The organism is Peribacillus sp. NPDC096448, from assembly GCF_044762675.1.
Lineage (GTDB): Bacteria > Bacillota > Bacilli > Bacillales > DSM-1321 > Peribacillus > Peribacillus frigoritolerans_B.
In genome coordinates, this window is the sequence record NZ_JBIWEU010000010.1 from 25,769 (window position 1) to 52,118 (window position 26,350).

Consider the following 26,350-nt stretch of genomic DNA (forward strand, 5'->3'; position numbering starts at 1 on the left):
TGGATCCATCTTCTCTTCCTTTAAGAGAAAAAACCATAGTTAACAGCGACCGCATCCTCTTTATGTATCGCGTTTTCTTGTTCGATTTCTTCAACTCCGCTTATTTCAATCGGGACATAAGCAAAAAAAGCTTTGTTCATGGTCACGGAATTTATAAACGAATGACTTCATCCTTCCGCTTATCAACGACACGAATGGCTTTTCCTTCTGAACGAGGAATGCTTTTTGGGATGTTGACAACTATATCCATCGTGACAAGACATGCGGATTTCAAATGATGCTGAATCGTTTTCCTTAATATCTCTACATTCCCATGCGTTAAGTCTTCTTCAATCTCCTTGTAGAAACCGCTTTCAATTTCAATGTGCAGTTCAACACCGTCCATTTTCCCCTTCTTCACGAGATGAATCTGATAATGAGGGACAATTCCCTCCATTTGGAATAACACACGCTCTATTTCCGATGGAAATACATTCACTCCCCTGACTATGATCATATCATCCGTTCTGCCTTTAACACGGGACATTCTAGTTGTGGTACGACCGCATTTACACGGTTCATGGGTAATTGAGGCGATATCACCTGTACGGTAACGAATGATTGGGAGCGCTTCCTTTGTAAGGCTGGTAAAGACAAGTTCCCCATCTACGCCGTCCTCAACTGGTTCCAGCGTGTCCGGGTTAATGACCTCAACAAGAAAATGGTCTTCTGCGATATGCAGTCCATCCTGTGCTTCATGGCATTCTATTGCAACTCCCGGCCCCATGATTTCACTTAAGCCGTAAATATCGATGGCTTTCAATTTCAGTTTTCTCTCAAGTGTTGCCCTCATTGCCTCTGACCATGGCTCAGCTCCGAAAATCCCATACTCAAGCCCGTTATCAGCAGGATCAATTCCCATCTCTTCCATCTTTTCAGCGATATTCAAAATATAGGTAGGCGTTCCACAAATGCCGCGCGGTTTAAAATCATTAATGATCGTAATCTGCCGCTCGGTATTCCCCCCTGAAATGGGTACTGTCGCAACTCCCAGCTTTTCTGCACCGCAATGCAGACCTAGGCCCCCTGTAAATAGACCATATCCATATGCGTTATGGAAAATGTCCGACTTGCGACCTCCTGCAGCTACAATTCCACGTGCGACAATTGTTGCCCAGTTTTCCAAATCATTTTTCGTGTACCCGACAATTGTAGGCTTTCCGCTTGTTCCGGAAGAACCATGAATGCGTGTAACGTCCTCCATCGGAACGGCGAATAAACCGAATGGATACTGATCGCGAAGAGTCTGTTTTTTTGTAAAGGGAAGCTTTATCACATCGTTTAGAGTTTGAATATCTTCTGGTTCCAAGCCCATCTCTCTAAATTTCTCTCTGTAATAAGGTACATTTTCATATACATGGCTTATCGTTTTTTTTAGGCGTGCCATTTGTAAACTCTCCATTTCAGCACGCGAAGCCGTTTCAACTTCCGGATTGTACATTTTTTTCAGTCCCCCTCAATTTTACTATTGTCCCACCGACATACATAACGGTAATAAAACGGATATTAGATTATTGTTATGATTCATTTTAAGATTAATACGTCATTTTTACGTTGTCAATCATGTTTTTATAATTAAGCACAAATGACCGTACAAACAAAATATTAATTTACTAAATTTTCAGACTATGTTAATTTTAAAAATGATATATCACTTTATCAAACATTCGTTTTAAAAACGTACCACATCAACAAGGGGCATACTATGGAATCAACAGCTAAAAGCAGGCATTCATCATCAGGACATGACAGCGGAAATAAGTATCGTAAATTAATTGAAACGGAAGAATTCAAGCATTTGCTTCAAAAGAAAAAGGCTTTCATCGTACCTGTCACTCTCTTCTTTCTTGCTTTTTATTTTGTTCTTCCTATTTTAGCTGCTTATAGCCAAGTGTTGAAAGGTGAAGCTTTTTTCAATATTACTTGGGCTTGGGTATATGCGCTTCTCCAATTCGCCGTCGTTTGGTTAGGGGGAATTGTCTATATTAAAAAAGCAGCGAAGTACGATAAGATGGCTAAAAATATCTTGAATAAATATGAGAAGGAGCTTGGCGAATGAGCATTTTATCCCTCACGCTTTTTTTGGGCATCATTTTATTAACGCTTACAATAACCTATTATTCTTCCAAGAAAACGAAAAATGCCAGTGATTTTTATACTGCCGGCGGTGGATTGACAGCATGGCAGAATGGATTGGCCGTAGCAGGTGACTTTATGTCAGCCGCTTCTTTCCTGGGAATTACGGGTGCAATCGCACTGATTGGTTTTGATGGCTTTTACATGAGCATCGGGAACCTTGTTGCCTTTCTTGTCTTATTGTATCTTGTGTCGGAACCACTTCGCAATCTAGGTAAGTTTACGCTGGCAGACATGATTTCAGCACGCTTCAAATCAAAAAAAGTCCGAGGGATAGCTGCGGCTAACACACTTGTCATTTCAATCTTTTACATGATTGCCCAACTTGTCGGTGCAGGAGGATTAATTAAACTGCTGCTCGGCATCGATTATTGGCTATCCGTTCTTCTTGTCGGTGTACTGATGACGATTTATGTGATTTTCGGCGGGATGAGAGCGACAAGCTGGGTGCAGATCACCAAAGCTGTTCTCTTACTAGGAGGTTCCGCCGTGTTGACGTTCATCGTGTTTTCGTGTTTTCGCGTTTTAATTTCAACATCTCAGAGATGTTCCATCATGTCCAAACTGCAACACCGCTCGGAAGGGGTTTTTTGAATCCTGGAAATAAATACACCGATGGACTTGACATGATTTCATTTAATATGTCGCTTGTCCTCAGGGCAGCAGGCCTCCCGCATTTACTCGTCCGCTTCTTTACAGTAAAGGATGCAGCTACTGCAAGGAAATCCGTCGTTTATTCCACATGGTTTATAGGGATATTTTTCATCATGACGATTTTCCTCGGTTTCGGAGCTGCATCTTTCGTCGGGTTTGAGCGGATCGTCGAAGCAAACCCGGCTGGAAACATGGCCGCACCCCTTCTTGCATTAACCATGGGCGGTGAATTTTTATTCGCCTTCGTTTCTGCTGTGGCATTTGCCACGATTTTAGCGGTTGTATCCGGTCTTGTTTTAACGTCGGCATCCGCTTTTGCACATGATATATACGGTGAAATCATCAAGGATGGAAATATTACGGAAAAACAGCAAGTGCTCGTTGCCCGATTGGCTTCTGTTGGCGTAGCGGTCATTTCGATTCTACTTGCTTTATTTGCACAATCAATGAATGTCGCTTTTCTTTCAGTCCTCGCGCTTGGAATTGCTGCCAGTGCCAATTTACCGATCATCCTTTGCACAATATATTGGAAACGCTTCAACGCAACTGGAGCAATCACAGGAATGTCATTCGGATTACTTAGCTCCATCATACTGGTGATGCTCAGCCCCAATGTATGGAATCCGGAACCTGGAATGGGTATTTTCACAGGCGATCCCCTCTTCACGATGAGCAACCCTACCATTTTCACCGTACCGCTCGGCTTTATTGGAGCTTATTTAGGTACAATCTTGTCAAAGGCAAAAGATGAGGAAAATAGTTTTCCTGAAGTACTGTTCAAATCTAACACCGGATACGGGATAAGTTCCGCAAAAGACCATTAAAGAAGGGGGATTTCCATGACCACACATTTAGATCAGGATATTCACGAATTGCATTATGATCAAATCAAACAAGTACTGGTCGACGAACCATATGCCTCTTTTCTCGGGATGAGATTGACGAAACTCGGTCCCGGCACAGCGGAAGCAGAATTGATTCCAAGTGACCACATGCTAAATAGCCACGGAACGGTTCATGGTGCCATTATCTTTTCACTTGCTGATTACGTGTTCGCAGCAGCCAGCAATTCATATGGCAAAATAGCGGTCGGGGTTTCAAACAACATCAACTTCTTATCAGCTGGCAAACGCGGTGAGACTTTAACTGCCAGAGCGGAAGAGATCAAGAAAAACCATAAACTGGCATGGTATAAAATAGAGGTGTTAAATGAAAGGGAACTGATTGCAACCATGGAAGCGATGGTATTCAGGAAAAATCAATATTTTGTCGACCAAGGTGAATAAGTAACGTTTGAAACCGGACAAGCAATCCACTTGTCCGGTTTCTTTTTTGGCCCATGATACCTACTCAGAGCAGTTAAAGGGGGGGATTTCCGGTCCGGAATCCCCCTCCTTAAAATGAATTCAATTGCTCCAAACCGGATAGGCCTTCTTCTTAGTTATTGACCGCAATACGGGAATCTATCACTTTAACCACTCCCCACGCTCACTTTCACTTATCCCATCAGTCTGATAAACGATTTTCCTCTATGCCTTCCCAATGAGCGCGGTTAGGTTCGCTGAAATGCACATGGACATCAATTAATCAAAGAGATCCTCCTGATGCTACCATTTTCTCCTTCTTTCCTGCATATACATCCAGCGCAGCCTGCAAAGCCTCTCCCCGATTAACTTGGAACCCCAGGCGCAAAAGGACAGCTTCCAAGGAGGCCAATACAAACAGGATGTTTTCTTTCCTGCAACTGAATCCCATGGTCCCAATCCTCCAGATTTTCCCGTGAAGCGGACCAAACGAGGAAGCGATTTCGATACCAAATTCATTCAACAGCATGGCTCTTACAGCTTCTCCATCGATTCCTTTTGGAATTTCGATGCAAGTTACACACGGAAGTTTGTTTTTCCCATCCCCGAATAACGTAAGTCCCATTGCCTTGATCCCTTCAACGAGAGCAGCTTCATGGAGTTCATGACGGGCAAAGCGTGTTTCCAAACCTTCTTCGAGCACAAGGCGCAATCCTTCACGTAACGCATAAATCATGGAAGTAGCTTCTGTATGGTGATTCAAACGGCGCGGTCCCCAATAATCCTGCAGCATGCTTAAATCGAAATAATTACTGGTGATCTGACGGCTGAGCGAAACCTTTTGATTGTCTTCATCCGTCGCAATACCACGTTCCACCTTTTTACGGGACTGGATGATTTCTTCTATTCGCTCATTATACGTAATCGGTGCCATACCGGAAGGAACGGACAAGCATTTTTGTGTCCCTCCTATCAATCCATCAATGCACCATTCATCCACCTTAACATCGGTGCCCCCGATGGAGGCAACCGCATCCACCACAAGCAGGACACCCAATTCACGGCAGGCCCATCCGATTTCCTTCAAAGGCTGCATACAACCAGTGGAGGTTTCCCTATGGACGATTGCTGTTATTTTAGGGGAGACTTTCTTGATTTCCGCAATGACTGCTTGCGGTTCGAACACCTCTCCCCAAGGACATTCCATCGTATGGACTTCAGCTCCGTATCGCTCACAAATTTCCACCAATAAATGACCGAACCTTCCGAATATAGGAACCAGGACCTTATCCCCCGGCTCAATGATGCTGCATAGAATCGCTTCATTACCGGATCTTGAGGTGCCATCAATCGGGAACGCCCATTTATTTTTCGTTTGAAAAACCAATCGCAGCATTTCCATCACTTCATTCATGATAGTGGTGAATGCAGGATCGAATTGCCCTAATATCGGTGTGCTCATCGCCCTTAAAACACGCGGGTCAACTTCGACAGGCCCTGGTGTCATGATCGTTCTCATCGGTGCATTCAATTCTGAATATGCCATTTTAACCAACTCCTTCAATAGGCTAATTTATAAGGTATTTCACTTAAAACTTCGATTCCCTTTTTCATATCCGCAACACTCGTAAACTTCTTAGGTGAATGGCTGATCCCCCCTTACTTGGAACGAACAGCAAGCAAGTCGGACAAAACGAACAAAATACCTGTGCATCATGGCCGGCTCCGCTGACCATATCTTGGTATGGCCAACTGTCGCAACTAAACCCGGTCCATGCCTTTCGCTTTTTTCTTTAAAAAAGAAATGAATTCCGAAGCAGAACCGACAGCATCCTTCTCGTATGACACGGGAGTGGTGCCTGCATGATAACTCTCACCAATGAATTTCACCCTGTAACGTCACTGCCCGACAATATGGCTGACGACCCCATATGCGACGTCATATTCCCCCCATCCTTGACCGTGTCTATATGAATGATTCCACCGGAGGGATCCATTCCCTTATGCCTGCCAAACAAGTTGCCTACACTTTAAAAATATGTATAAGGTTTTCTTTTTCTATCTCAGCTTTCATTGCCTGCTGAGCGCTCATCCATTCCTTGAAATATAATAACCGGGTCACCCCATAACTCTCTGTTGACCCGAAAGCAGTCTATCATCGAACGCAACATCATCCTTTTCATCAATGAATTTTTCGTTTTGATTGACCATCACATCGCTTCCCTCCACAATACCCATTCACGGTAAGAATATTCACAAAATTTTTGTCATCTATTATTTTACTTGCTTTCGCATTTAACTTCATTGACAATTCTGTTAGTATTTCAGTGTTTTTTTGTGCAAAATAACCAACTGAAAGCAAAACAATAATGTGTATAATATACAGATTTCTATGATCAAAAGAAGTGGTACTTATTGTTAAGTTAGCACCTTATCATATTTCACGGCTATTTTTTGATAAATTAAGATACTAGTTCTACTTATGCGATCCAAATTAAATTCTGATGGTCTGCGAACCTAAAAAGGTGAATTAATCTTGTTACATCTAATTCACATATGTATACTTAGCTTCTTTCTTTTTATAAAAAATCAGACCAAAATGGGGAACAAGTAATCTTGATCACTTGTTCCCCATTTTATCGAATAATCACTTATTTTGACCCAAATTTCTTATGTTGACTTTAAAAACATTTTATTATGATTAATGATTCAACATCTTGATTTTAGTTCAGGCTTTATCGTAACTTTATTGCGGGATACCCCAACACTTTAACCTAAAACCCTAACTAAATAAATAGAATGAGACAATTATTTTTTCCTACGCAAAGCTTTATGAATGTAATAACACTGCATCCCGGTTGGTCTGAACGCCCCAGAAATCACTTATTGTTACAACTTGTTTTTCTTCGCTTCAATGCGTCGTCGATGCAGGATAGGCTCAGTATACCCACTTGGTTGGTTATAGCCTTGAAACACTAGGTCGCATGCCGCTTGAAACGCCACTGAGCTGTCGTAGTTTTCCGCGATACATTGATATGCTGAATCTCCAGTGTTTTGTTCATCCACTACTTTAGCCATTCGGTGTAAAGTCTCCAAAACCTGTCCTTTTGTACAAATTCCGTGGTGAAGCCAGTTAGCGATATGCTGACTCGAAATTCTTAGTGTGGCACGATCTTCCATCAAACCTACATTGTTGATATCGGGTACTTTAGAACAACCAATTCCTTGTTCTACCCAACGTACAACATAACCGAGGATACCTTGAGCATTGTTATCTAGCTCTTGCTGAATTTCTTCCGGACTCCATTCGGGCTTTTGAGCCACTGGGATTTCTAAAATATCATCAAGTAAATTTTCTGGATTCTTTTTCAACTCTTCTTGTACCTTTTTTACATCCACTTGATGATAATGAAGAGCATGCAATGTCGCTGCAGTTGGTGAAGGCACCCATGCTGTATTCGCTCCTGCTTTCAGATGGCCAATCTTTTGCGTTAGCATTTCCGCCATCATATCAGGTATTGCCCACATTCCTTTACCAATTTGAGCTCGACCTTGAAAACCGGTTGCTAGACCTACATTGACATTCGATTTTTCATAACCTTGTAGCCATTTTGATCTTTTCATGTTATTTTTGAGAATCATAGGTCCCGCTTCCATAGAAGTATGAATTTCGTCTCCCGTTCGATCTAAGAATCCGGTATTAATAAATGCCACTCTTTCTTTAACTTGGCGGATACAAGCTTTCAAGTTTAATGAAGTTCGGCGTTCTTCGTCCATAACACCAATTTTCAGTGTATTTCGCTGTAGACCAAGCATGTCTTCCACACGATCAAAGAGTTCATTGGCAAAAGCCACCTCTTTGGATCCATGCATTTTTGGCTTAACGATATAGACTGATCCTTTAGATGAATTTTGATATTTACCATTCCCCAACAGGGAATGTTTGGCAAGTAAACTAGTCATGACTGTATCCATAATCCCTTCAGGAATTTCCTCACCATTTGCATCTAGGACAGCGTTTGTAGTCATTAAGTGTCCCACGTTACGGACAAACATAAGTGAACGACCAGGCAAAGAGAATTCTTCTCCATCTGGTGCTCTGTATAAACGATCCGGGTTCATTGTACGTGTCATCTTTTTATTATCCTTTTTGAAAGTTACAGTCAGATCACCCCTCATAAGCCCTAACCAATTTCGATATACCAGGACTTTATCATCGGCATCCACTGCGGCAACAGAATCCTCACAATCCATTATGGTCGTAAGAGTAGATTCCATTAGAATGTCCTTAACGCCTGCTTTATCTACTTTACCGATCAGGTGGCTTCGATCAATCTGAATTTCAAAATGCAACCCATTATTTTTTAATAATATAGCCGATGGCTTTTCATATTCACCTTGAATGCCAACTAGCTTTGATTCCTCTTCTAAACTCGTAATTTCTCCATCTTTGAGTGTAACAGCTAATTTCCCATCTACTACTGCATATTTCACAGCATCTTTATGTGAATGATCCTTTAAAGGAGTTACTTGATCAAGAAAATCCTTTGCAAATGAAATGACTTCTCCACCGCGTACTTCATTGTAGCTCCCTTCTCGGTAGGCTCCTCCTTTTTCGCTAATAACATCTGTTCCATAAAGGGCATTATAAAGGCTTCCCCACCTTGCATTTGAAGCGTTAATAGCATAACGAGCATTATCAACCGGAACAACTAGCTGCGGCCCAGCTTGGAAGGCTATTTCATCATCTACCCCTTCTGTCGTAATATGAAAGTCTTCTACTTCAGGTTCGAGATAGCCAATTTCTTGTAAAAATGATTTATATTTAGCAAAGTCAATCTCTTTATTTTCTCTATGCCATGTATTGATTTTGGTTTGAATTTCATCACGACGAGCTAACAATTTTTTATTTTTTGGAGACATGTCATGCACCAATTTTTCAAAATCAACCCAAAATTGTTCCTGATTCAGTTGGCTTCCAGATAGCCCATCTTTATTGATAAATTCAAAAAGGACCGGAGCCACTTGAAGATTACCAACTTTTACATATTCCCCCATGGTGTATTCCTCCTTTAAAAATTAGTTTGACACCCGGCATACGCCGAGAAGAATTTTCTTAAACCAGGTGATCTCTTCTACATTTGAATGGGTTCAATACTTAATTTGTTATCGATTAATCAAGTTTTCAATTTATCGTTTTGTTTTCTTATAATCAATTTCAAGTTTATCGTTAGAAAGTTAAACATCGCCTTCAACACATGTCCATTTTTTAATAATCACCTTTTGTTGTTGCTCATTATCCATTTTCAGGTAGATAAATCGGTCACTGTCCGACTTCCAATTTATTTGTTAACTTATTCCAATCAATAAGTTTTTCCAAAAAGATCGATAGAATGACACCCATAATGAGACCATTTGTAATGAAAGGCTGCAAGAGGACAGGAATACTGCCGAATAATGCTGGAGGGATATTCATAATGCTAACTCCAACTAGGACTGGTCCAGCTAAACGGAGTATCGTTTCAGAGTTGAATAACGTTCCTTTTAGGCTGTTTAATGCTGTCCCAAACAATTGTAGGTATGCGACAAATAAAACAGCGTTACCTATTGTTAGTGGTATCGTTCCTAAGAATCTCCCTAATGGCGGAATAACTCCAAGGAGAGTAAACAAGAATCCGCTTATAATGAATGGCTCTCGTTTAAATAATTTGGTACTTTGTAAAAACCCTATTGTAGATGTAAATGGTGTAAAAGGGACCAAGCCAAAAATTGAAGTGATAAACGCAAAAATACCTGTTACAAAAATAGATCTCCTGTATTGACTATGTTCCACCTTTTCCTTGTAAACATCTGCAACAGCTTGAATGGAAGCGAAAGAATTCGTTAAATTCAAAAGGACCGCAAAAAAGGAGACAAAAATAATACCAATATTCAAGTTTGGAGTTCCAAGGGGAAAGAAAGTGAATGCCATACCTGAAGAGCTAGCCGTCTGAAGATCTGAAGGGAAAATAATTCGATATAATGACCATCCTACGATAATTCCGATTAGGATTGAGAAATTGCTTAGTATTTTCCCTCCTTTAATCCTTAAAAAGCCAACGAATATGACAATCAAGATTGAAAACAAACTGACAGGGAGATCAAGTGTTCCACTTTCGGTTATTTTAAACATACCTTTGAAGAAAATAAAGATGAGCTGAAAGGTTAGCAAGAATATATAAACACTTATCACCATCGGCTTAATTACTTTCTGTATGATATAAATCAGGTTAAATGCCGCAAGCAGTACGGTTACAGCTCCAGCTAGCAAAATGCCTGTTGCAATTCCTCCTCCTACGGTTGCAAAATCCAATCCGAGTGCAGATGCAGAGATGCCCATATTTATCATCAGACCCCACATTAGCCCCGAATGGCTATCCAATAATGGATAACGATGCCCAATCCATGCCTGCAGAATACAGGCTATTCCTGTAAAGATAAAGGAGCACCTTATCGTCATTTCAATTGTTTCTGCAGGAAGCTGGAATGCTGCCCCTACAGAAATTGGTACGACAACCGTATTGGCAAAAATAAAAAAAAGCCACTGTAAAGAGGACAATAATGTTACAGTAACTCCTTGCTGTGTCATCTTAATCATCACCATTTCCGATTTCTGGATTTTTTATAAAATCTGTTTGCGAGAATTCTTAAAAGTATTGATTTCCTTTGGAATCCATAGTTTCTTCGTAAAAATTACAAATCATCTCTTTTATAAATAAAAATATAAGCGAAGCGCTGTTTTCATTACAATCGCTTCGCCTTAATCACTTTTTTTGTTTTTTGAAAGAAGAAACTTTTATTTTGTAATTATTTAATAACCTTAGCCTTTTTCTAATATCTTGTTATATCCATAGGCAATGCCCCTGCAGCAAAGCCTACAAACATGAATCGACTGTTTCCTGTATTACGCATTCCATGGATTTGATTAGGCTTGGCCAATACTACCATTCCTTTTCTGATCGTAATCTCATTCTCTAGATCAGGAAAGTATGTTCCTTCCCCCTCAATGCAAACCCAAATATCATCAACATTCGAATGAGAATGTAAAAATACTTCCTGCTCAGGTTCAAGACACCAAACTGCCCCAACAGTTTTATCCGTTTCATAGAAATAATTTTTTTGTGGTGCATTAGAATCGAATTTTGCTATTTTATCGATTTCAAAAACTCTTTCCTCTATTATCGACTTTTTGTTCGAAATTACATTCTGGTCCATATCTCAGCACCTCTTTCATATTTAATGGTTTTGAATTACACTTACCAGATCTCCCTAAAATACAATTCTGCCCGCATTAAATCTCTTGAAGTTGGCATTTACGCATTCCTTCTAATTGATGTGACCTTTTACAAGGATGCATCACGATTACAATCTTTAGAGTAAACATATGTTAAATTTTCTCTGCCTACCGCATAGGCTGCTTGATGTACATATGGACCCATAAAAATGTAATCTCCTTTCTTTACAGGAACCCACTGATTATCCAGATTATACATCCCTTCTCCCGAGAGTAAGTAGGCGCCATGTTCTTGCACATGTGTTTCGATGAATGGATGAGATGCAGCAGGATCAAAGGAAAGAATATGAAAATTCATATCAAAATCTATATCAGCAGGCAATAGATCCTTAAGATGGACATTATGCATATCATCATAAATCCTAAATTCAATTTTGTTCGCATGGTTTGAATAAACCCATGGCCTCCGTCCTTCAAGTGGACGATACTTTTGCTTATATAGGAATAGTTTAGAATCTCCATCCAATTGGTTTTCTAAATACATCTTTGTTCCTGGCGGACAGTATAAATAACCGCTTTCATCGAGGACAAACTCTTGTTCACCTGCAGCAGCTTTTATTTTTCCTTCAATAACATAGACAAATGTCTCTACATCTTCTTGTCCACCAAACCCCTCGCTGTTCTTTCCTTCCTTTTGCATTGTCACAATGTAATCGACAAAGCTTGCTCCAAGCTTTGGAGAACCCAAAATGGAAATGATACAATTCTCAAATCCTGGAACAACATTATTAACCAATCCTTCAGGTGCAATTAAAGCATATTTACCGTGCTCAATTATTGATCTGCTTGCTAATAAATCTTTAGGATAACCCATCTTTTAAACTCTCCTTTTAATCGTATTTTGTGAGCTAATTCATATGACACCAATCAACGTTCATAAGCAGGCGCCATTTGAAAATATGTGAATCATGGTGTGCCCTGTCCCCGCTATAGATTAATTATAATTGAAGCTTCTTTTCATATATTATTAGCTTGTGTTAGAAACAATTAAGTCTCTTATATAAATATTAACCGCTTTCATTTAATTAGTCTTTATGCCTAATCGATAAAAACGTTTTATATTTTTGTTTATTATAGATAAAGCATATTATCTTCTTATTTCTTCATCTATGTTTTTCTCTTTTAGGTACTCAGGTCCAAGTTCCTTACAGGCTTCTTTTGCTTTTAAGATTGTGTATGCCTAAAATAAATGACTGAAAGCGACTCATCCATAATAAGCTAATAAAATCAATTAAGATTTTCTCAGTCCTTTATTGCTTAACAATCCTAGATTTTAATTTTTTCCACAGTGGTAATGCTTCCATTTTCAAAAACAATTGCCCCATTGACGATCGTTGTCGTTACTTGCCCTTTGAATGTCCTGCCAACATAAGGCGACTGTTGATGGCGGTAGAACAAATCTTCCTTTTTCAGCTCGAAGCTTCTGTTCAGATCAACTATCGCCAGATCAGCGTCGCTATCAACGGCTATTATCCCTTTATGGGGATAAAGGCCAAATAACTTAGCTGGATTCGTTGATGTTAATTCAACAATTTTCCCCAGAGGAAGATTACGGTTAAAATGCCCCTCTGTCAACATAATATTGAGCGTAGATTGGGCACCGGAAATCCCACCCCAGGCACTGAAAAAGTCTTCATTTATTACTTCTTTCATAGATGCAGGTGCTGGTGAATGGTCGGATGCTATTACGTCAATTTCACCGTTTGCTACAGCTTCCCATAATTGTTCTACTTCTTCATCATCACGCAGTGGAGGGCAGCATTTTGCCAATCCGCCTTTTTCCTCTAAGTCTTTTAATGTCAAAGATAAATAATGAGGGCATGTTTCTACCGTAATATCTAGGCCTCTTTGCTTTGCCTGATTGATGACATCCACTACTTTCCGGCTGCTCGCATGAACAATATGCAGTTTACAACCTGTAGCTTCAGCATATGAAATTATTCTTCTTACCGCTTCAATCTCGGAAATTATCGGTCTTGATTCGACGAAGTCTTTTGCAGTCGTCTTATTTTGTCTTTGTTTTTCTTGTGCAAGCTGTTCACAAATGACTGTACTTTCAGCATGAACGGCTAAAAGTGAACCTACAGAGGCAATTTCTCTCATCCCTTTAAAAATCGTAATATCATCGACATGATTGAAATCGACAATTCCGCTCGGTGACATAAAAGCTTTAAATCCAATTACTCCATTTTCATCAAGTTCCTTAATATTCTCAATATTTTCTGGTATAAGTCCACCCCAAAAGCGGCAATTGACTACCGACTTTTCTTCGGAGCAAGCTCTCTTTAATGCCAAATATTCTTTATTGATTGTTGGCGGTGTACTGTTCAATGGCATATCAAAATAGGTTGTTACCCCACCTGCCGCTAAACTTCTGCTACCAGTTTGAACACCTTCCCACTCAGTTCTGCCTGGCTCGTTGAAATGAACATGAGTATCAATTAATCCTGGGAGGATGTGCTGCCCCTCAGCATTAATTTCTCTTGTTGCTATAGCTTCAATATTTTTTCCGATAGACACTTCTTTAATTTTCCCTTCCTTAATTGCAATATCTCCTTGAACAATCGAATCAAACATTACAAGATTTCCATTTCTAATGAGTAAATCATATGTAGCCATAGGTTCATTCCTTTCTTCAGAAATCAAATTTTATAATTACTATTAATACCAATCCGTTCCATGATGAAGAAACGAACATTTTGCTTTGGGCTGTTGTAATCGTAAAATATTCGGAACAAGATACAACCATTACATTCTGAACATCGTTTTGAGAATTAATAGCTCTCTAAAACTTCTATCAAGCTAATCTGTAATGAACCTTACAATCCATTTCCCCAACTTAATCGCATTTTTTTAGACATCCACCTTTATGGAAACAGGAATCGAGATGCGCAACTTTAGCCTTGGCTGTTATCTTGTTTTGTATGGCATTTTCTCACCAAGACGGTCAATAATGAGTACTTTTCTTCAAAACGTTTATTCATGCTAAAGTGATTTTTGAATATTCACACCATTTAACTTTCCCATCAATTAATTCCCTTTAACCACATCCTCTCGTTTCCACTTTTCTTGAAGTGTATAATACCTGTCCAACCGATAGTCCTAGCGCAAAAAAAAACACCAATTGTAACGTAGGATGGAACATTATGAACAGAACCCATCCCTATAGAAAATAGTTCCCTACTTTCCAATTTCCATCTTCGGGTTTTGTTGCCAATAAGTCTCTGCTAAATTCTGTTTCTGCTCCAATGGAGCTTTAGTTTGTTCCAAAAGGTTTCCTCCTCAGCAGTGATAGCGCTTACTATCCACCGAAATACAAACTGGAAATATATAAAGGTTTAAAAGGTCTGTTAAGATCTTAGGTGTTAAAACCCGGCTTCGCTATAGTAACCATTGCAAAAAAACGTATGATGCTATGCGCTTCTAAATATAAATATAGTTGCTAAATATAATAAAAACTTGAGATTTATGGAATGTAAAAAAAATCTTAAAAACAGTTTCCTTAATTTTCAATCCTCTATACAATTGATTATAAGCGGAGTAATTCACAAAATCATTATGCAATGTAAACAATTCCCATTTAAATTTTTGTCCAAATTTAACAACATTCGTTTGCTTCCCTTTCTAGAAATAAAAACTGACAAAATGCAGAATTAGAAGGTGTATGATGAAAAAAGTAGAAGATTTATTTATCGTTGATGTGTTTCGAGAAGCCAAAATTATTGCTGGACATGCCGGACTTAAAAGGAAAGTGGAATCAATTGAGATTTCAGAAACTCCAGATGCCATCCATTTTTTAGCTGAGAACTCCCTATTATTGACAACAGGATACGCTTTTAAAGACGATCCTCATGCATTATGTAATCTCATTTCCCAAATTAATGAACTTCCATGTGCAGGGATTGCCATTAAACTTAAAAGATTCATTGATAAGATACCGCCGGATGTAATCGAATTAGCTGACTCATTAGAATTTCCAATTATTCAAATTCCAGAGACATTAACATTAGGTGCGGTTGCTCATCAATTATTAAGCTTTATATGGGATAACCAAATTGAAGAGTTATTTTATGCGATGCATATACACAAGGAATTTACCAATATGATGATAAAAGGTTACAGTCTGAATTCTTTAATTGAAAATCTTGGCTCCCTATTAAAATGTCCTGTTCTCCTACTTGATCCTATTGGTGATGTGACATCCTTTTCTCATCATTTTCGTACAGGAAATATGAAAATCGTTATGAAAAATGTTCAGGAATACATTAAAAGTGATATAGAAACATACCTAGAAAAAAACCAGCTCACAATCGACATCCAAAATACTGACATTTCTATAAAATTGTTTCGGGTGAAAACAATGCGTCCCTATCCATATTTACTAATAATTCTTCATCCTGAGAAGCTTTCATACCCCTCTTCCCAATTAGCTATTGAGCAAGCATCAACAGTCATTTCATTCACGCTGCTTAAAAACGAGGCTATTAGAGAAAACAGTCGTTTGTTAGAAAATAACTTTTTTGCATCCCTTGTTGATGGAAAGATTTCTAACAAACAAGAAATTATTCATAGGGGAAAACAGCATGGCTTAATCGACAATATGAAATACGCATGCATTGTATGTAAGATTGATGATGATGAACAAAACGCTTTACAAAAAAGTGCAGAAATAATGAATAGATTATACGACTATTTATATAAATTTTTACATAAATCATTTTTAAAAATAGATACTAACAACATCGTTTTTATGAAAGATGGTTATTTTGTTATTTTGATACAATCTCCTCTGAATATTAATGATTCGATTAAAGGCATAATAGAAGAAAGGCTGAAGGAATTCCAGAATGAGGTATATTCAAATCTAAAAATTTCGTTGTCGTTTGGAGTTGGTAACTTTTCTAATGACCTAACCTATATCAACCTATCATACGAAGAAGCAGTGGAAGCATGGACACATGGGTCTAAACTGTTTCAAAATAAATTTATAAACTTTTACGAGACCAAACAATTAATCGAACTGATTCGGTTAATTCCCGAAAAAGATTTAAAAAAATTTTATGAAAATACATTACGTTCTCTATCCTATCCGAAAAATAAAGATGAAAAAGACTTAGTTAATACCTTATTGGTATATTTGGATAATAATTGTGAACTTGCGATTACATCCAGGAAACTGTTTGTTCACCGTAATACCGTTAAATACCGAATTGCCAAATGTGAGGACATTTTGAATTATTCCGTCCATGATTCAAAAAACTCACTTCATTTACGTATAGCTTTACTCATGGGTTCAATTTTCAGAGATATCAGTGATTAATAAAAATTATAATTACTACTAAAGCAGGTATTGACTGAATGTAAACTGCCCACACAGACAGAGATCAATATGAAGAGTAAATCTCGACTTTATTTTCTGGAAGTGACGGTACAGAATCCTTCGATTATGGAGGAATCCAGGAATTTCAGTGGCTTTTTTATGAACATGTTAAAGAGTCCGACAGAACTCCCTTTGTAACCATTGGATCTGAGTCGATACGCATGACTGTTTCATCGCATGAAGGATACCTGTCTTTAATATACTTTTTATCTAATGAGCTTTTCGAAGGATTCAATCTTATAGAAAAATGCTTCTGATAACAGTTGACTGATTTGTTCAAGAGGTACTAATTGAAATGTATTCATTTTGAAAAAACTCGTGATCCGATACAGGCGGATCACGAGTTTTTTTGTATGTTCTCTTTTAGTCGATAGTCTTATATTCTCTATAAAATCTTTTATGTCACTCAATATTGTTTTGTGGCTATTTTAATTACTGTAGAGTAAAGAACTCTAGCTCCTACACCCATATCTTCTACAGTAACGAATTCATCAGGGTGATGACTAAGACCATCTTTACAACGAACGAAAATCATTGCAACATTCGTTACATCCGCCATAGCCATTGCATCGTGACCAGCACCACTTACAAGACTGATAACGCTACCATCCACTTCGATAATGGACTCTTCGATTACTTTAATCAATTGTTCATCACAGTATACAGGATCGGCTTCCATGACTTGTTCAAAATGAATTTGGAGTCCTCTAGCTTTTGCTACCCTTTCACTTTCAGTTAATATGGCTTCAATAGCTTTTTTCTTACGATCAACATTTAAATCGCGGATATCCAGCGTCCCTGTTACAAGGCCAGGTATTACATTACTAGCACCCGGACTTACAGTAAGTTTACCGATAGTCGCTACTAATGGTTCATTTTGGATAGCGATGTTCTCAATGTAGGAAATAAGATCACTAGCTCCTAAAAGTGCATCTTGTCTAAGGGCAACAGGAACTGTCCCTGCATGTCCAGGTTTCCCGATAATTTCAAAATAAAATCTTGTAGCACCAGCAATCCCACGAACTATTCCGACAGGTTCATTCTCCTTCTCAAGCACTGGCCCCTGTTCGATATGAAGTTCCAAATAGGCGAGAAGTTCTTCTGGAGTTCGACTAGCGTTACTAAAAGCATATGGGTCAGCAATACCAATTCCTTTTAACGCTTCAGCAATTGTTATTCCTTGTTCATCTGCTCTTTCTAAATCTTCAGCAGTAAAAGTTCCTGCAATCGCTTTACTACCGAGGAAAGTTGAGTGAAACCGTACTCCTTCCTCATCACAAAAACCCACCACTTCGATTGGATTATATAATATAATGCCATTATCCTTAAGAGTCTGAACAACTTCTATTCCAGTTATAACTCCTAAAATACCGTCATATTTACCTGCTTCAATCACGCTATCTAAATGTGAACCAATCATTAAAACTGGAGCTGTAGGATCTTTCCCTTCATAACGTCCGATTATATTGTTAAGTGCATCTTTTCTTACCGTCATCCCAGCTGCTTTCATCCACTCTTCAACTAGTCTTTCTGCCTTTAAACTTTCCACTGTGAAAGGTAGTCTAGTGACACCAACAGATGTAGATGAACAAGCAGCAAGTTCTTCGGTTCTAGTGTTGATTCTTATAGCATCAACATCCTTCTGAAGTTTAACCAATCGATCACTTCCTTGCCAATTTAATCTCTAAGAAAATTTGTTATTTATTACAAAATCCAGTTTTTTAATGCAAAGTCATATTAACACCTTATTTAGTCGTTGCTCAATAGGAATCCTGCATGATAAGCTAATTAAATCTTAGATTAAACGGTGACAAGCAAAAGTGCTTGTCACCGTTTAATACTTATAGTTATAGACAGGTTAACCAACTAAACGCCCTTTTTTTGAATGTAATAATGACCATGCATCAATGAGGGTACGTTTTGACTGTGCAATTACAATATCTGATGATTCTGTACCTACAGGTTTCACTTCAAAAGCGACTATATTCTTTATACCTTCACCGATGTAACCAATTTCTAATAAAGATCGTAAATACTCCGCTAATTCAGGAACATCAACTTCACTTCCTGGATATCCGAAACGGGGATGCTGATCTCCGTAAGCAGGATCAGAAGTATCTTTAATATAGCAATTTCCGATATGGGCATGGTTAATATAATCACGAGCAACCGTTAATGCATCAGAAGATGTTTCACGTTGCATTGGTAAATGACTTAAATCAAGCATTAAACCGAAAGTGGGATCTACTTTACGAACTTCTTTTGCAACTTCAACAGCAAGTTTATTCGAACCGATTAGACATTTCTTATCAGTCTCATCATCAAATGTTTCAAGTGAGAGTACTAAATCACCTTTAGATTTTGCATAATCGCATAATTCTTTGATAGAATTCGTGAGTAATTGTAAGGCAACATCTTGTTGAGTATCTGGTTTAGCCCCACTTAAGAAACCAAGTTTAGCAGCATTCACTTCGTAAGCCTGGTCAATTCCGCCTTTAACTAAATCGATAGCCCGTCTACGCTCAGCTTCATCAAAAGAATTAAGGTTTCCCTTGTTTCTTAATAAAATCGGTTGTGCACCAAAACCTACAGTCATTCCACCAGATTGTAAAATTTGACTAGCCTCTTTACGTTCTTCAGGATTGTTAATAGATGTAATTTCAATTCCAGAGAAAAAATCATCTTGTACAATTTTCTTAATTGTTTCAACAGCTGGGCCATCTCCACCCATTGTTTCCGGATAAGCCATAAAGTGAACAATTCCGACTTTCATAGAATTATGAAGATTTGCTGACATTGTTTCGCCGATTATTCGGCTTCCCTCCTTTTATGTTTTTTGAAGCAATAGGTTATATCCCATTGCTTCAAAAAAATCACTTCGATCAAGAGTAGCGATTATTTGGAATAATCAATTTTTTCAGAGTATTTGAAGCCGTTAAGTGCACCGTTATTAGAGAATTCGCATGCGTTCTTTGGATCTGGATCAACTATAACTTCGATTAAATATGGTTTACCTGAGTCAACTGCACGTTGCAGAGCTGGTTTGATATCATCATAATGTGTTACAACCTCACCACGAACACCCATACCTTCAGCCGTTTTAACAAAGTCGATTCCTCGCTCTTCATTATCACATAATTCATTTTTGTAAATTAAGTCCGTAGAAATTTGACGTCCATTATAGAACCAGTTTTGTTGTTGACGAATTAATCCCATTAATGAGTTATTCATACAGAAAATAATGACCGGAATATCATGCTTTGCAGCTGTAGCAATATCTTGCAATGACATCCCTAAGCTTCCATCACCAAGGATGTTTACACTTTGTCTTTCAGGAAATGCAAGTTTCGCTGCCATTGCTGCACCAAGGCCCCAACCCATTGTCCCCGCACCACCAGTTAATAAGTAGGTTCTTGGTACATACGTTTCAAATAATTGAGAGGACCAGATTTGGCTGATACCGCAGTCATGTGATACGAAGGCATCGCGATCCAAGAATTCACGAAGTTCTCGCAATGCACGCTCTTGTCTGATTGGAAGTGTTGTGTAATCGGTTTTACGTGCCCATTTCTTACGCTCTTCAGTTAAGTCAACTTTAGTACCTACTTCGGCAGTTGCAGCTACATGAGCACCAAGTGCTTTATGGGCTTCTGCAAGTTTAACCATGAATGTTTTAACATCAGAAACAATACCTAAAACCGTTGGTACAACTTTACCAATTTCCTTATTATCAAGATTTACATGGATGATTTTCTTACCGTTTTGTGTGAATACCGAAACATTACCAGTTGAACGATCAGCGAAACGTCCGGCTAGGTTGATTACTAAGTCGGCTTCAACAATTGTTTTGTTACCGAATGGAGTATCAAGCATCGTTCCCATACGTCCAGCGAATAAAGGGTGATCATTAGGGAATGTATCCATCCCCATGCCAGAAGTTACTACAGGGATTTGCAGTTCTTCAGCTAACGCTTTCAATTCAGAAGTAGCGTTTGCAATGTTGACCCCTCCACCAGAAAGTAAGACCGGTCTTTTAGCATCTTTTAATAATTCCAATGTTTTCTCTATATCAGCGTCAGAAGCTTGTGGTAAGTTATCGACTGGAGTAGAACCGATAAGCACATCTAAGTCGACTTCTATTTCAACTTTTTGTTGATCAACTGGTAAATCAAGAAGAACTGGACCTTTTCTGCCAGTAGTAGCTGTTACCCATGCTTCATGGATAAATTCAGCAGCTTTCGAACCGTCAGTTAAACGGTATGCAGCTTTCGTTACAGGCTTTGCCATTTCAACGATAGGCGCTTCTTGGAATTGCATGGTTCCAATTAAACTATTTTTTTGTTGACCGGTAATGGCTATCATTGGAATGGAATCCATCCATGCACCGTAAAGTCCAGTTAAGAAATTGGTTCCACCAGGACCTGATGTGGCTGCACATACGCCCACTTCACCAGTTGCTCTTGAATAACCATCAGCCATGAAAGCACCCGTTTGTTCGTGACGAACAATATATGATTCAATTTTAGTTAATTCTTTTACTGCATCATAGAATGGTAAAATTGCAGCACCCGGTACACCATAAACATGTTTCACCCCTCTTTTTTCTAAATACAAGGCAATTAACTCAGCAGCTGTCATTTTTTGTTTAGCCATTTATATCTCTCCCTTTTGATCCTTTTTTATATTTTCAAAGATTTGAGCAATTGAATCTTTATCCCCAACGTTGCCTGGAAATACGATATAAGGTGTATCTTTGAACTTAGCTTCACTTCCGGTTAACCATACTGGGACACCGGCGATCGCTTGCCCTAAAATTTTTGCATATTTTATATCTAAGCCGTCAGTTGCCACATCACTCGAAGTTATACCACCTTTTGCAATGATAAATTTCGGCTTTACTTTTAGTGAGCGAATAACTTTAACTAAAGAACTTGAAACAGTTTGACTAATTTTTAAGTTTTCTTCCTTATCTTTCGCACTAATTAAATCCCTACTTGTATAAACAAGCGTATCGCGATTAGAAGAAATATTATGGTCAACTAATTGACATACTCGTGTTAGCTCTTCATTTCTTGTTTCTTTATTTAGAACTTTCACAACATTCATTTCGATTTGTTCAATCGGGTATTTATTCATTAGTTCCTTAATTTGTTCCGTAGTTTTATTCGTGTGGGAACCTACTATAATAAATCCACCATTGTTTTGGTTTTCATCATTTGAAACAATCTCATTAGCTGATAAATATGGACGATCCTGAATTCCCGCAATCGATTTTACAATAGATGCTGCAGTTCTAAACAAGAATTGCTTGCCAGAATCAATTGCTTTAAGGACAGCTAATGATACGATGTCTAAATCATAGTAAGATTTAGCATTTACTATAATAGGAGTATTATTGTTAGCAGATAGTAAAATCTCATAAACTTTATCAATGCCACCATTATGAATATCTTCAAGTGAAATGATCAAAGCCGACTCTGAAGCTACACTTCCATTTGTCTTCTCTTCAATCCATTTCGGCAAATTAGCAGTATTGAAACCGAAAACGGAATCATTCGCAAATTCTGTTTCATTTACTGGGACAAGCTGACCATCCATACCTAAATAATGAATATTATCTATGGTGTAACGATGTGCTTCAAAAAAAGCCGGTATGATTAAATGACCTGAAATTTGTACATCAGCAGTTTTTAATAATTCATCTTGGAGCACATTAATTTCAAGTGGATAATGCCCTCTTAATGTTGAGTCACTTCTACTGATAATTGAATAATTAATGCCCATTTCCTTAGTAACGCCAACAATGTTTTGGACAATCTCTCTATTGATGTTTTCCGTTTTTTCTGCATTATAACTTCTTGTGTTTGTTAAAATATAAAGTACACTTCTCTCATCAGATAATCCTTTTTTAATCCAGTCTTTTCCCCAGTCCGTGATGACAAAAATATCATGTACCGTTTGGACACCAGTTGGATCATCATCTAAAACGATAAACTTATGTTTTGTTTGTTTTAAATGAGCTTGGATTTTAGCACGAAGGCTATCATCCGATTTAGAGAAGAGGTCTAAAGTATCCTTTAAACTTAGATATTGGGTTGCGTTTGACAAAAACCCTCCCCCTTTCATTATCTAAAAATGTGATTAACTAGTTACTCTATGCCCTAATAATTCATTTGCAGTAGAAACAATACGGTGTGCTCTTAATTCAAATAAATCAAGTAATTCATCCATTTTTCCTGAAACCCCAAAACGGTCATTTGTACCGATTCTTCTTAATTTAGCTGGTTGGCTTTCTGATAATACTTCAGCAACAGCACTACCTAATCCACCTATAATTGAATGCTCCTCAACTGTGATAACATGTTTTGTTTTCGCAGCAGATGCAATAATGGCTTCTTTATCAATAGGTTTAATTGTATGAATGTGTAAAAGTTCAGCGCTAACACCTTGCTTTTCCAATTCACCTACTGCTTTTAGTGATTCATCAAGCATTATTCCAGTACTGATGATTGTAATATCAGACCCTTCACGGTATTTAATTGCTTTACCTATTTTGAATGGTTCTTCTTTTTTTGTAACGATTGGTACTGGTAATTTGCCAACACGCAGGTAAATTGGTCCGTCATGGTAATAAGCAGCTTCTACTGCTTTTTCCATTTCAACCGCATCAGCTGGAACAATTACAGTCATACGTGGAAGTGAGCGCATTAAAGAAATATCTTCAAGCGGTAAATGTGTTGCACCTTCTTGAGCAGCTGATGTACCAGCGTTATGACCGACAATTTTCACATTGTTATTTGAATAACATACAGAAATTCTCATTTGATCAAATGCACGCCCAGTAAGGAAGTTTGCATAAGCATTCGCAAATGGTACTTTACCTGCTACTGCCATACCAGCTGCAGTACCTACTAAATCACATTCAGAAATACCGATGTTGAAAAAGCGTTCTGGAAATCTATTTTTATATAGATTTGTCATATTTGATTTTGCACAGTCCGCGTCAAGTACCACTAAATTATCATGTTTTTCTCCAAGTCTAATTAGTGCATCAGCAAAACCTTTACGTGGTGCTTCTTGATTTGCCATCTTAAGCCAACTCCTTTAAAGCGATTTCTAATTGCTCATCATTCGGAGCCATTCCATGCCAATCATGTGTATCTTCCATAAATGAAACTCCCTTGCCTTTAACCGTATGAGCTAGAATTGCAGTAGGTCTGCCTTTAGTGCGTTTAGCTTCTTTATACGCTTCATTAACTGCATTAATATCATGACCATCAATTTCAACAACGTGCCAACCGAAAGCTCTAAATTTATCACCAAGATTTTTTACACCTTTTACATTTTCAACAAAATCATCAAGTTGAATTTTGTTCCAGTCGATAATCGCACAAACGTTATCAAGATTGTAATGTGCAGTTGTCATTGCTGCTTCCCATACTTGACCTTCTTGTAATTCTCCATCACCAATCATGCAATATGATCTTCTATTGCTACCATCTAGTTTTGCAATTAATCCAACACCATTAGCTACTGATAATCCTTGACCAAGTGATCCTGAAGATATGTCTACACCTGGAATATGCTCTCCACATGGATGTCCATGTAACCTGCCGTCAACATCCCTGAATGTCATTAACTCTTCAACTGGGAAGAAACCTTTTTCAGCTAATACTGAATAAAATACAGGTGTACAATGACCCTTAGATAGGAAGAAACAATCTCGGTCTTGCCAATCTGGGTTTTTAGGATCAACATTCATGTGTTCAAAAAATAGGACGGACATTAGTTCAGTTGCTGATAAAGAACCACCGGGATGACCACTTCCAGCATGGTTCGTCATTTTAACTATGTGCCGGCGAATTGTTTTCGTTAGATTATTATAAAATTTGCTTTTCTCTTTAGAAAAATCCACTATTACTCCTCCTTTTAGTCGCGCAATAAGCAACGTAGTTTCATTAAATAATTAAAAAAATAAGCATTTCGTTGCTTATTAACTAACCTTGTTTCTTATTTTGATATTATCACCGTTTTTTGAATATTTCAAGTATTTTCGCCATTAAATTTTTTATAAATATTTTTGAAGGACAAAATGTCAGAGTGCCTATTCGAAGATAAACTTGAATCAATGAATTTCTACAAAAAAAGAACTGGTCTTATACCAATTCTTTCAGACTGTAGACAATTCGAACGTTGCCTCCAGGCACTGGCTTTCCGAGGGCGGTCCGCCCTCGGCGCCTTCGCGCCTAAGGGGTCTCCCCTGAACTCGCTTTTCCCGCAGGAGTCTCGCACCCTCCGTTCCAAGGCAACTTTGTTTTAACTTTTAGAAACCCTTTTTGCCTAAAGTCTCCATTACTACACATGTGAAAGCGAGTGCGAATAAACGGTAATTAAAAAAGAAAATCGTTCGTAAGGAAACAAGAGCTTATCAAGGACGCCTTCAAGATGAAATAAATCAAGATCGGACAAACCATGGAAAAAAGCCTTTTCCACCTGATAAATTTGATAAGGAAGAAAAATTCCTAACCCCTTTTGTCTACAAAAAAAAGAACTGGCCTTATACCAATTCTTTTTTTCACATTATTTAATTGTCTGTGTAACCAAGCCTTTTGGAAATCTTTTTACCAATATCCATTATAATTGGTTTAATTTCAGTTAATCTTTCTTCAGTCATTCGGATGCTTGGTCCTGATATACTGACAGCAGCTGTAATTTTCTTCCGATTATCAAAAATTGGCGCTGCAATACAGGTGATTCCTTGTTCATTTTCTTCAACTTCCCTACCAATACCTTCGTTCCTGATTTTTCCCAATTCTTTAAAAAAAGATTCCTTATCTATAATCGTATGTTCAGTATGTTTTGGTAAACCATGCTTGTCAATTATATCTACGATCTCATTTAATGGCAGATGGGCTAAGATTACCTTCCCAACTGCCGTACAATGCATTGGGGCCCGTCTTCCTACTTGCGAATGTGTTCTAAGGGTTTCACTTCCCTCAAGTTTTTCAATATAGATTACCTCTCCTTGATCATATACGGTCAAGTGGATCACTTCATTAATATGTGATTCTAACTCTTCCAGAAAAGGTTTAGCCTGAGTTCTCAAGTCAATAGATTCAAGTAGCATCGAACTTAATTCTAAATATTTATAGCCTAATCTATATTTTTTAGTTTCAGGATTTTGTTCGATGAATCCATGATCTACAAGAGTACTTAATAATCTGAATATAGAGCTTTTATTTAAATCTAGGTTGGAGGCCAGCTCAGTAACCCCAATCCCTTCTTTACGCTTGCTCACTAATGAAATAATTGTTAACGCCCTATCTACTGACTTAACCATTTATATTAACCTCCGATTAAATCCTAAATTACTGATCCTGTTTCTTTATCTTACCACAAGAGCAATCCACAGACATAATACCATTCAAAAAATAAAACAAAAAGAAGGTATGACGCCATTAAGAGCAACTTAAGTGCCCTTTTAGGTCAACCTTCTTTAAATAA

Annotated in this window: 18 protein-coding genes and 3 pseudogenes; 5 read left to right on the forward strand and 16 right to left on the reverse strand. The window is 38.1% G+C overall.

Annotated elements, in window-relative coordinates; genetic code table 11:
- Positions 1-151 precede the first annotated feature (151 nt).
- The gene (locus ACIQ0C_RS17215; protein ID WP_403062130.1) at positions 152-1,480 is read right to left on the reverse strand and encodes a phenylacetate--CoA ligase family protein; all 1,329 of its coding nucleotides are present in this window, start codon (positions 1,478-1,480) and stop codon (positions 152-154) included.
- 264 nt (positions 1,481-1,744) lie between these two features.
- Between ACIQ0C_RS17215 and ACIQ0C_RS17220 the strand changes: the two genes are divergently transcribed.
- The 3 genes and pseudogenes from ACIQ0C_RS17220 to ACIQ0C_RS17230 all read left to right on the forward strand — a co-directional run bounded on the left by ACIQ0C_RS17220 (position 1,745) and on the right by ACIQ0C_RS17230 (position 4,115).
- Positions 1,745-2,098 (forward strand): DUF485 domain-containing protein, encoded by a 354-nt coding sequence (locus ACIQ0C_RS17220; RefSeq protein ID WP_402836778.1) that lies wholly within the window; start codon positions 1,745-1,747, stop codon positions 2,096-2,098.
- Positions 2,095-3,653 (forward strand): annotated as a pseudogene (locus ACIQ0C_RS17225) (solute symporter family protein). Before ACIQ0C_RS17220 ends, ACIQ0C_RS17225 begins: the two are co-directional and overlap by 4 nt.
- A 15-nt stretch (positions 3,654-3,668) precedes the next feature.
- Positions 3,669-4,115, forward strand: a complete 447-nt coding sequence (locus tag ACIQ0C_RS17230) for a PaaI family thioesterase (RefSeq protein ID WP_403062132.1) — start codon at positions 3,669-3,671, stop codon at positions 4,113-4,115.
- A 301-nt stretch (positions 4,116-4,416) separates the two neighbouring features.
- On the opposite strand, the gene ACIQ0C_RS17235 is transcribed toward ACIQ0C_RS17230, so the two are convergent.
- The 8 genes and pseudogenes from ACIQ0C_RS17235 to ACIQ0C_RS17265 all read right to left on the reverse strand — a co-directional run bounded on the left by ACIQ0C_RS17235 (position 4,417) and on the right by ACIQ0C_RS17265 (position 14,085).
- Positions 4,417-5,679: a pyridoxal-phosphate-dependent aminotransferase family protein gene (locus ACIQ0C_RS17235; RefSeq protein ID WP_403062135.1), complete on the reverse strand. Its 1,263-nt coding sequence runs from the start codon at positions 5,677-5,679 to the stop codon at positions 4,417-4,419.
- 14 nt (positions 5,680-5,693) lie between these two features.
- A pseudogene (locus ACIQ0C_RS27285) lies at positions 5,694-5,878 on the reverse strand (M20/M25/M40 family metallo-hydrolase); the annotation flags it as partial.
- A 16-nt stretch (positions 5,879-5,894) separates the two neighbouring features.
- Positions 5,895-6,023: a hypothetical protein gene (locus tag ACIQ0C_RS17240; protein WP_403062138.1), complete on the reverse strand. Its 129-nt coding sequence runs from the start codon at positions 6,021-6,023 to the stop codon at positions 5,895-5,897.
- A gap of 999 nt (positions 6,024-7,022) precedes the next feature.
- A complete protein-coding gene (locus ACIQ0C_RS17245; RefSeq protein WP_403062141.1) occupies positions 7,023-9,191 on the reverse strand; it encodes a malate synthase G in 2,169 nt (722 codons plus the stop codon).
- A gap of 265 nt (positions 9,192-9,456) precedes the next feature.
- A complete protein-coding gene (locus ACIQ0C_RS17250; protein ID WP_403062144.1) occupies positions 9,457-10,761 on the reverse strand; it encodes a uracil/xanthine transporter in 1,305 nt (434 codons plus the stop codon).
- A 242-nt stretch (positions 10,762-11,003) separates the two neighbouring features.
- Positions 11,004-11,387: a cupin domain-containing protein gene (locus tag ACIQ0C_RS17255; protein WP_402836788.1), complete on the reverse strand. Its 384-nt coding sequence runs from the start codon at positions 11,385-11,387 to the stop codon at positions 11,004-11,006.
- Positions 11,388-11,515: 128 nt separating this feature from the next.
- A complete protein-coding gene (gene allE, locus ACIQ0C_RS17260) occupies positions 11,516-12,280 on the reverse strand; it encodes a (S)-ureidoglycine aminohydrolase (protein WP_402836790.1) in 765 nt (254 codons plus the stop codon).
- Between the two features lie 452 nt (positions 12,281-12,732).
- Positions 12,733-14,085 carry an allantoinase gene (locus ACIQ0C_RS17265; protein ID WP_403062147.1) on the reverse strand — a complete coding sequence of 451 codons (1,353 nt, stop codon included), beginning with the start codon at positions 14,083-14,085 and terminating at the stop codon, positions 12,733-12,735.
- Between the two features lie 1,048 nt (positions 14,086-15,133).
- On the opposite strand from ACIQ0C_RS17265, the gene ACIQ0C_RS17270 reads away from it, so the two are divergent.
- Positions 15,134-16,786: a PucR family transcriptional regulator gene (locus ACIQ0C_RS17270; protein ID WP_403062150.1), complete on the forward strand. Its 1,653-nt coding sequence runs from the start codon at positions 15,134-15,136 to the stop codon at positions 16,784-16,786.
- Between the two features lie 466 nt (positions 16,787-17,252).
- Here ACIQ0C_RS17270 and ACIQ0C_RS17275 read toward each other — a convergent pair whose 3' ends face one another.
- From ACIQ0C_RS17275 to ACIQ0C_RS17300, 6 genes are all read right to left on the reverse strand, one after another.
- A complete protein-coding gene (locus ACIQ0C_RS17275) occupies positions 17,253-18,503 on the reverse strand; it encodes an allantoate amidohydrolase (protein ID WP_403062152.1) in 1,251 nt (416 codons plus the stop codon).
- A gap of 201 nt (positions 18,504-18,704) precedes the next feature.
- Complete coding sequence (locus ACIQ0C_RS17280; RefSeq protein WP_403062154.1) at positions 18,705-19,643, reverse strand: sugar phosphate isomerase/epimerase family protein; 939 nt, start codon at positions 19,641-19,643, stop codon at positions 18,705-18,707.
- A gap of 98 nt (positions 19,644-19,741) precedes the next feature.
- Complete coding sequence (locus ACIQ0C_RS17285; protein WP_403062157.1) at positions 19,742-21,499, reverse strand: thiamine pyrophosphate-binding protein; 1,758 nt, start codon at positions 21,497-21,499, stop codon at positions 19,742-19,744.
- Positions 21,500-22,954, reverse strand: a complete 1,455-nt coding sequence (locus ACIQ0C_RS17290) for a four-carbon acid sugar kinase family protein (protein ID WP_403062160.1) — start codon at positions 22,952-22,954, stop codon at positions 21,500-21,502.
- 33 nt (positions 22,955-22,987) lie between these two features.
- Positions 22,988-23,935 carry a transketolase family protein gene (locus ACIQ0C_RS17295; protein WP_402836802.1) on the reverse strand — a complete coding sequence of 316 codons (948 nt, stop codon included), beginning with the start codon at positions 23,933-23,935 and terminating at the stop codon, positions 22,988-22,990.
- 1 nt (position 23,936) lies between these two features.
- Complete coding sequence (locus ACIQ0C_RS17300; protein WP_402836804.1) at positions 23,937-24,761, reverse strand: transketolase; 825 nt, start codon at positions 24,759-24,761, stop codon at positions 23,937-23,939.
- A gap of 439 nt (positions 24,762-25,200) precedes the next feature.
- Between ACIQ0C_RS17300 and ACIQ0C_RS17305 the strand changes: the two are divergent.
- Positions 25,201-25,362: pseudogene (locus ACIQ0C_RS17305) on the forward strand (IS5/IS1182 family transposase); the annotation flags it as partial.
- Between the two features lie 68 nt (positions 25,363-25,430).
- On the opposite strand, the gene ACIQ0C_RS17310 reads toward ACIQ0C_RS17305, so the two are convergent.
- On the reverse strand, positions 25,431-26,186 hold the full coding sequence (locus ACIQ0C_RS17310; protein ID WP_402836805.1) for an IclR family transcriptional regulator: 756 nt from the start codon (positions 26,184-26,186) through the stop codon (positions 25,431-25,433).
- Positions 26,187-26,350: the final 164 nt, after the last annotated feature.

Coding starts and splice junctions, on each gene's coding strand:
- ACIQ0C_RS17215 (WP_403062130.1), bottom strand. CDS start 1,480: ATGTACAATCCGGAAGTTGAAACGGCTTCGCGTGCTGAAATGGAGAGT.
- ACIQ0C_RS17220 (WP_402836778.1), top strand. CDS start 1,745: ATGGAATCAACAGCTAAAAGCAGGCATTCATCATCAGGACATGACAGC.
- ACIQ0C_RS17230 (WP_403062132.1), top strand. CDS start 3,669: ATGACCACACATTTAGATCAGGATATTCACGAATTGCATTATGATCAA.
- ACIQ0C_RS17235 (WP_403062135.1), bottom strand. CDS start 5,679: ATGGCATATTCAGAATTGAATGCACCGATGAGAACGATCATGACACCA.
- ACIQ0C_RS17245 (WP_403062141.1), bottom strand. CDS start 9,191: ATGGGGGAATATGTAAAAGTTGGTAATCTTCAAGTGGCTCCGGTCCTT.
- ACIQ0C_RS17250 (WP_403062144.1), bottom strand. CDS start 10,761: ATGACACAGCAAGGAGTTACTGTAACATTATTGTCCTCTTTACAGTGG.
- ACIQ0C_RS17255 (WP_402836788.1), bottom strand. CDS start 11,387: ATGGACCAGAATGTAATTTCGAACAAAAAGTCGATAATAGAGGAAAGA.
- allE (WP_402836790.1), bottom strand. CDS start 12,280: ATGGGTTATCCTAAAGATTTATTAGCAAGCAGATCAATAATTGAGCAC.
- ACIQ0C_RS17265 (WP_403062147.1), bottom strand. CDS start 14,085: ATGGCTACATATGATTTACTCATTAGAAATGGAAATCTTGTAATGTTT.
- ACIQ0C_RS17270 (WP_403062150.1), top strand. CDS start 15,134: ATGAAAAAAGTAGAAGATTTATTTATCGTTGATGTGTTTCGAGAAGCC.
- ACIQ0C_RS17280 (WP_403062154.1), bottom strand. CDS start 19,643: ATGTCAGCAAATCTTCATAATTCTATGAAAGTCGGAATTGTTCACTTT.
- ACIQ0C_RS17285 (WP_403062157.1), bottom strand. CDS start 21,499: ATGGCTAAACAAAAAATGACAGCTGCTGAGTTAATTGCCTTGTATTTA.
- ACIQ0C_RS17295 (WP_402836802.1), bottom strand. CDS start 23,935: ATGGCAAATCAAGAAGCACCACGTAAAGGTTTTGCTGATGCACTAATT.
- ACIQ0C_RS17310 (WP_402836805.1), bottom strand. CDS start 26,186: ATGGTTAAGTCAGTAGATAGGGCGTTAACAATTATTTCATTAGTGAGC.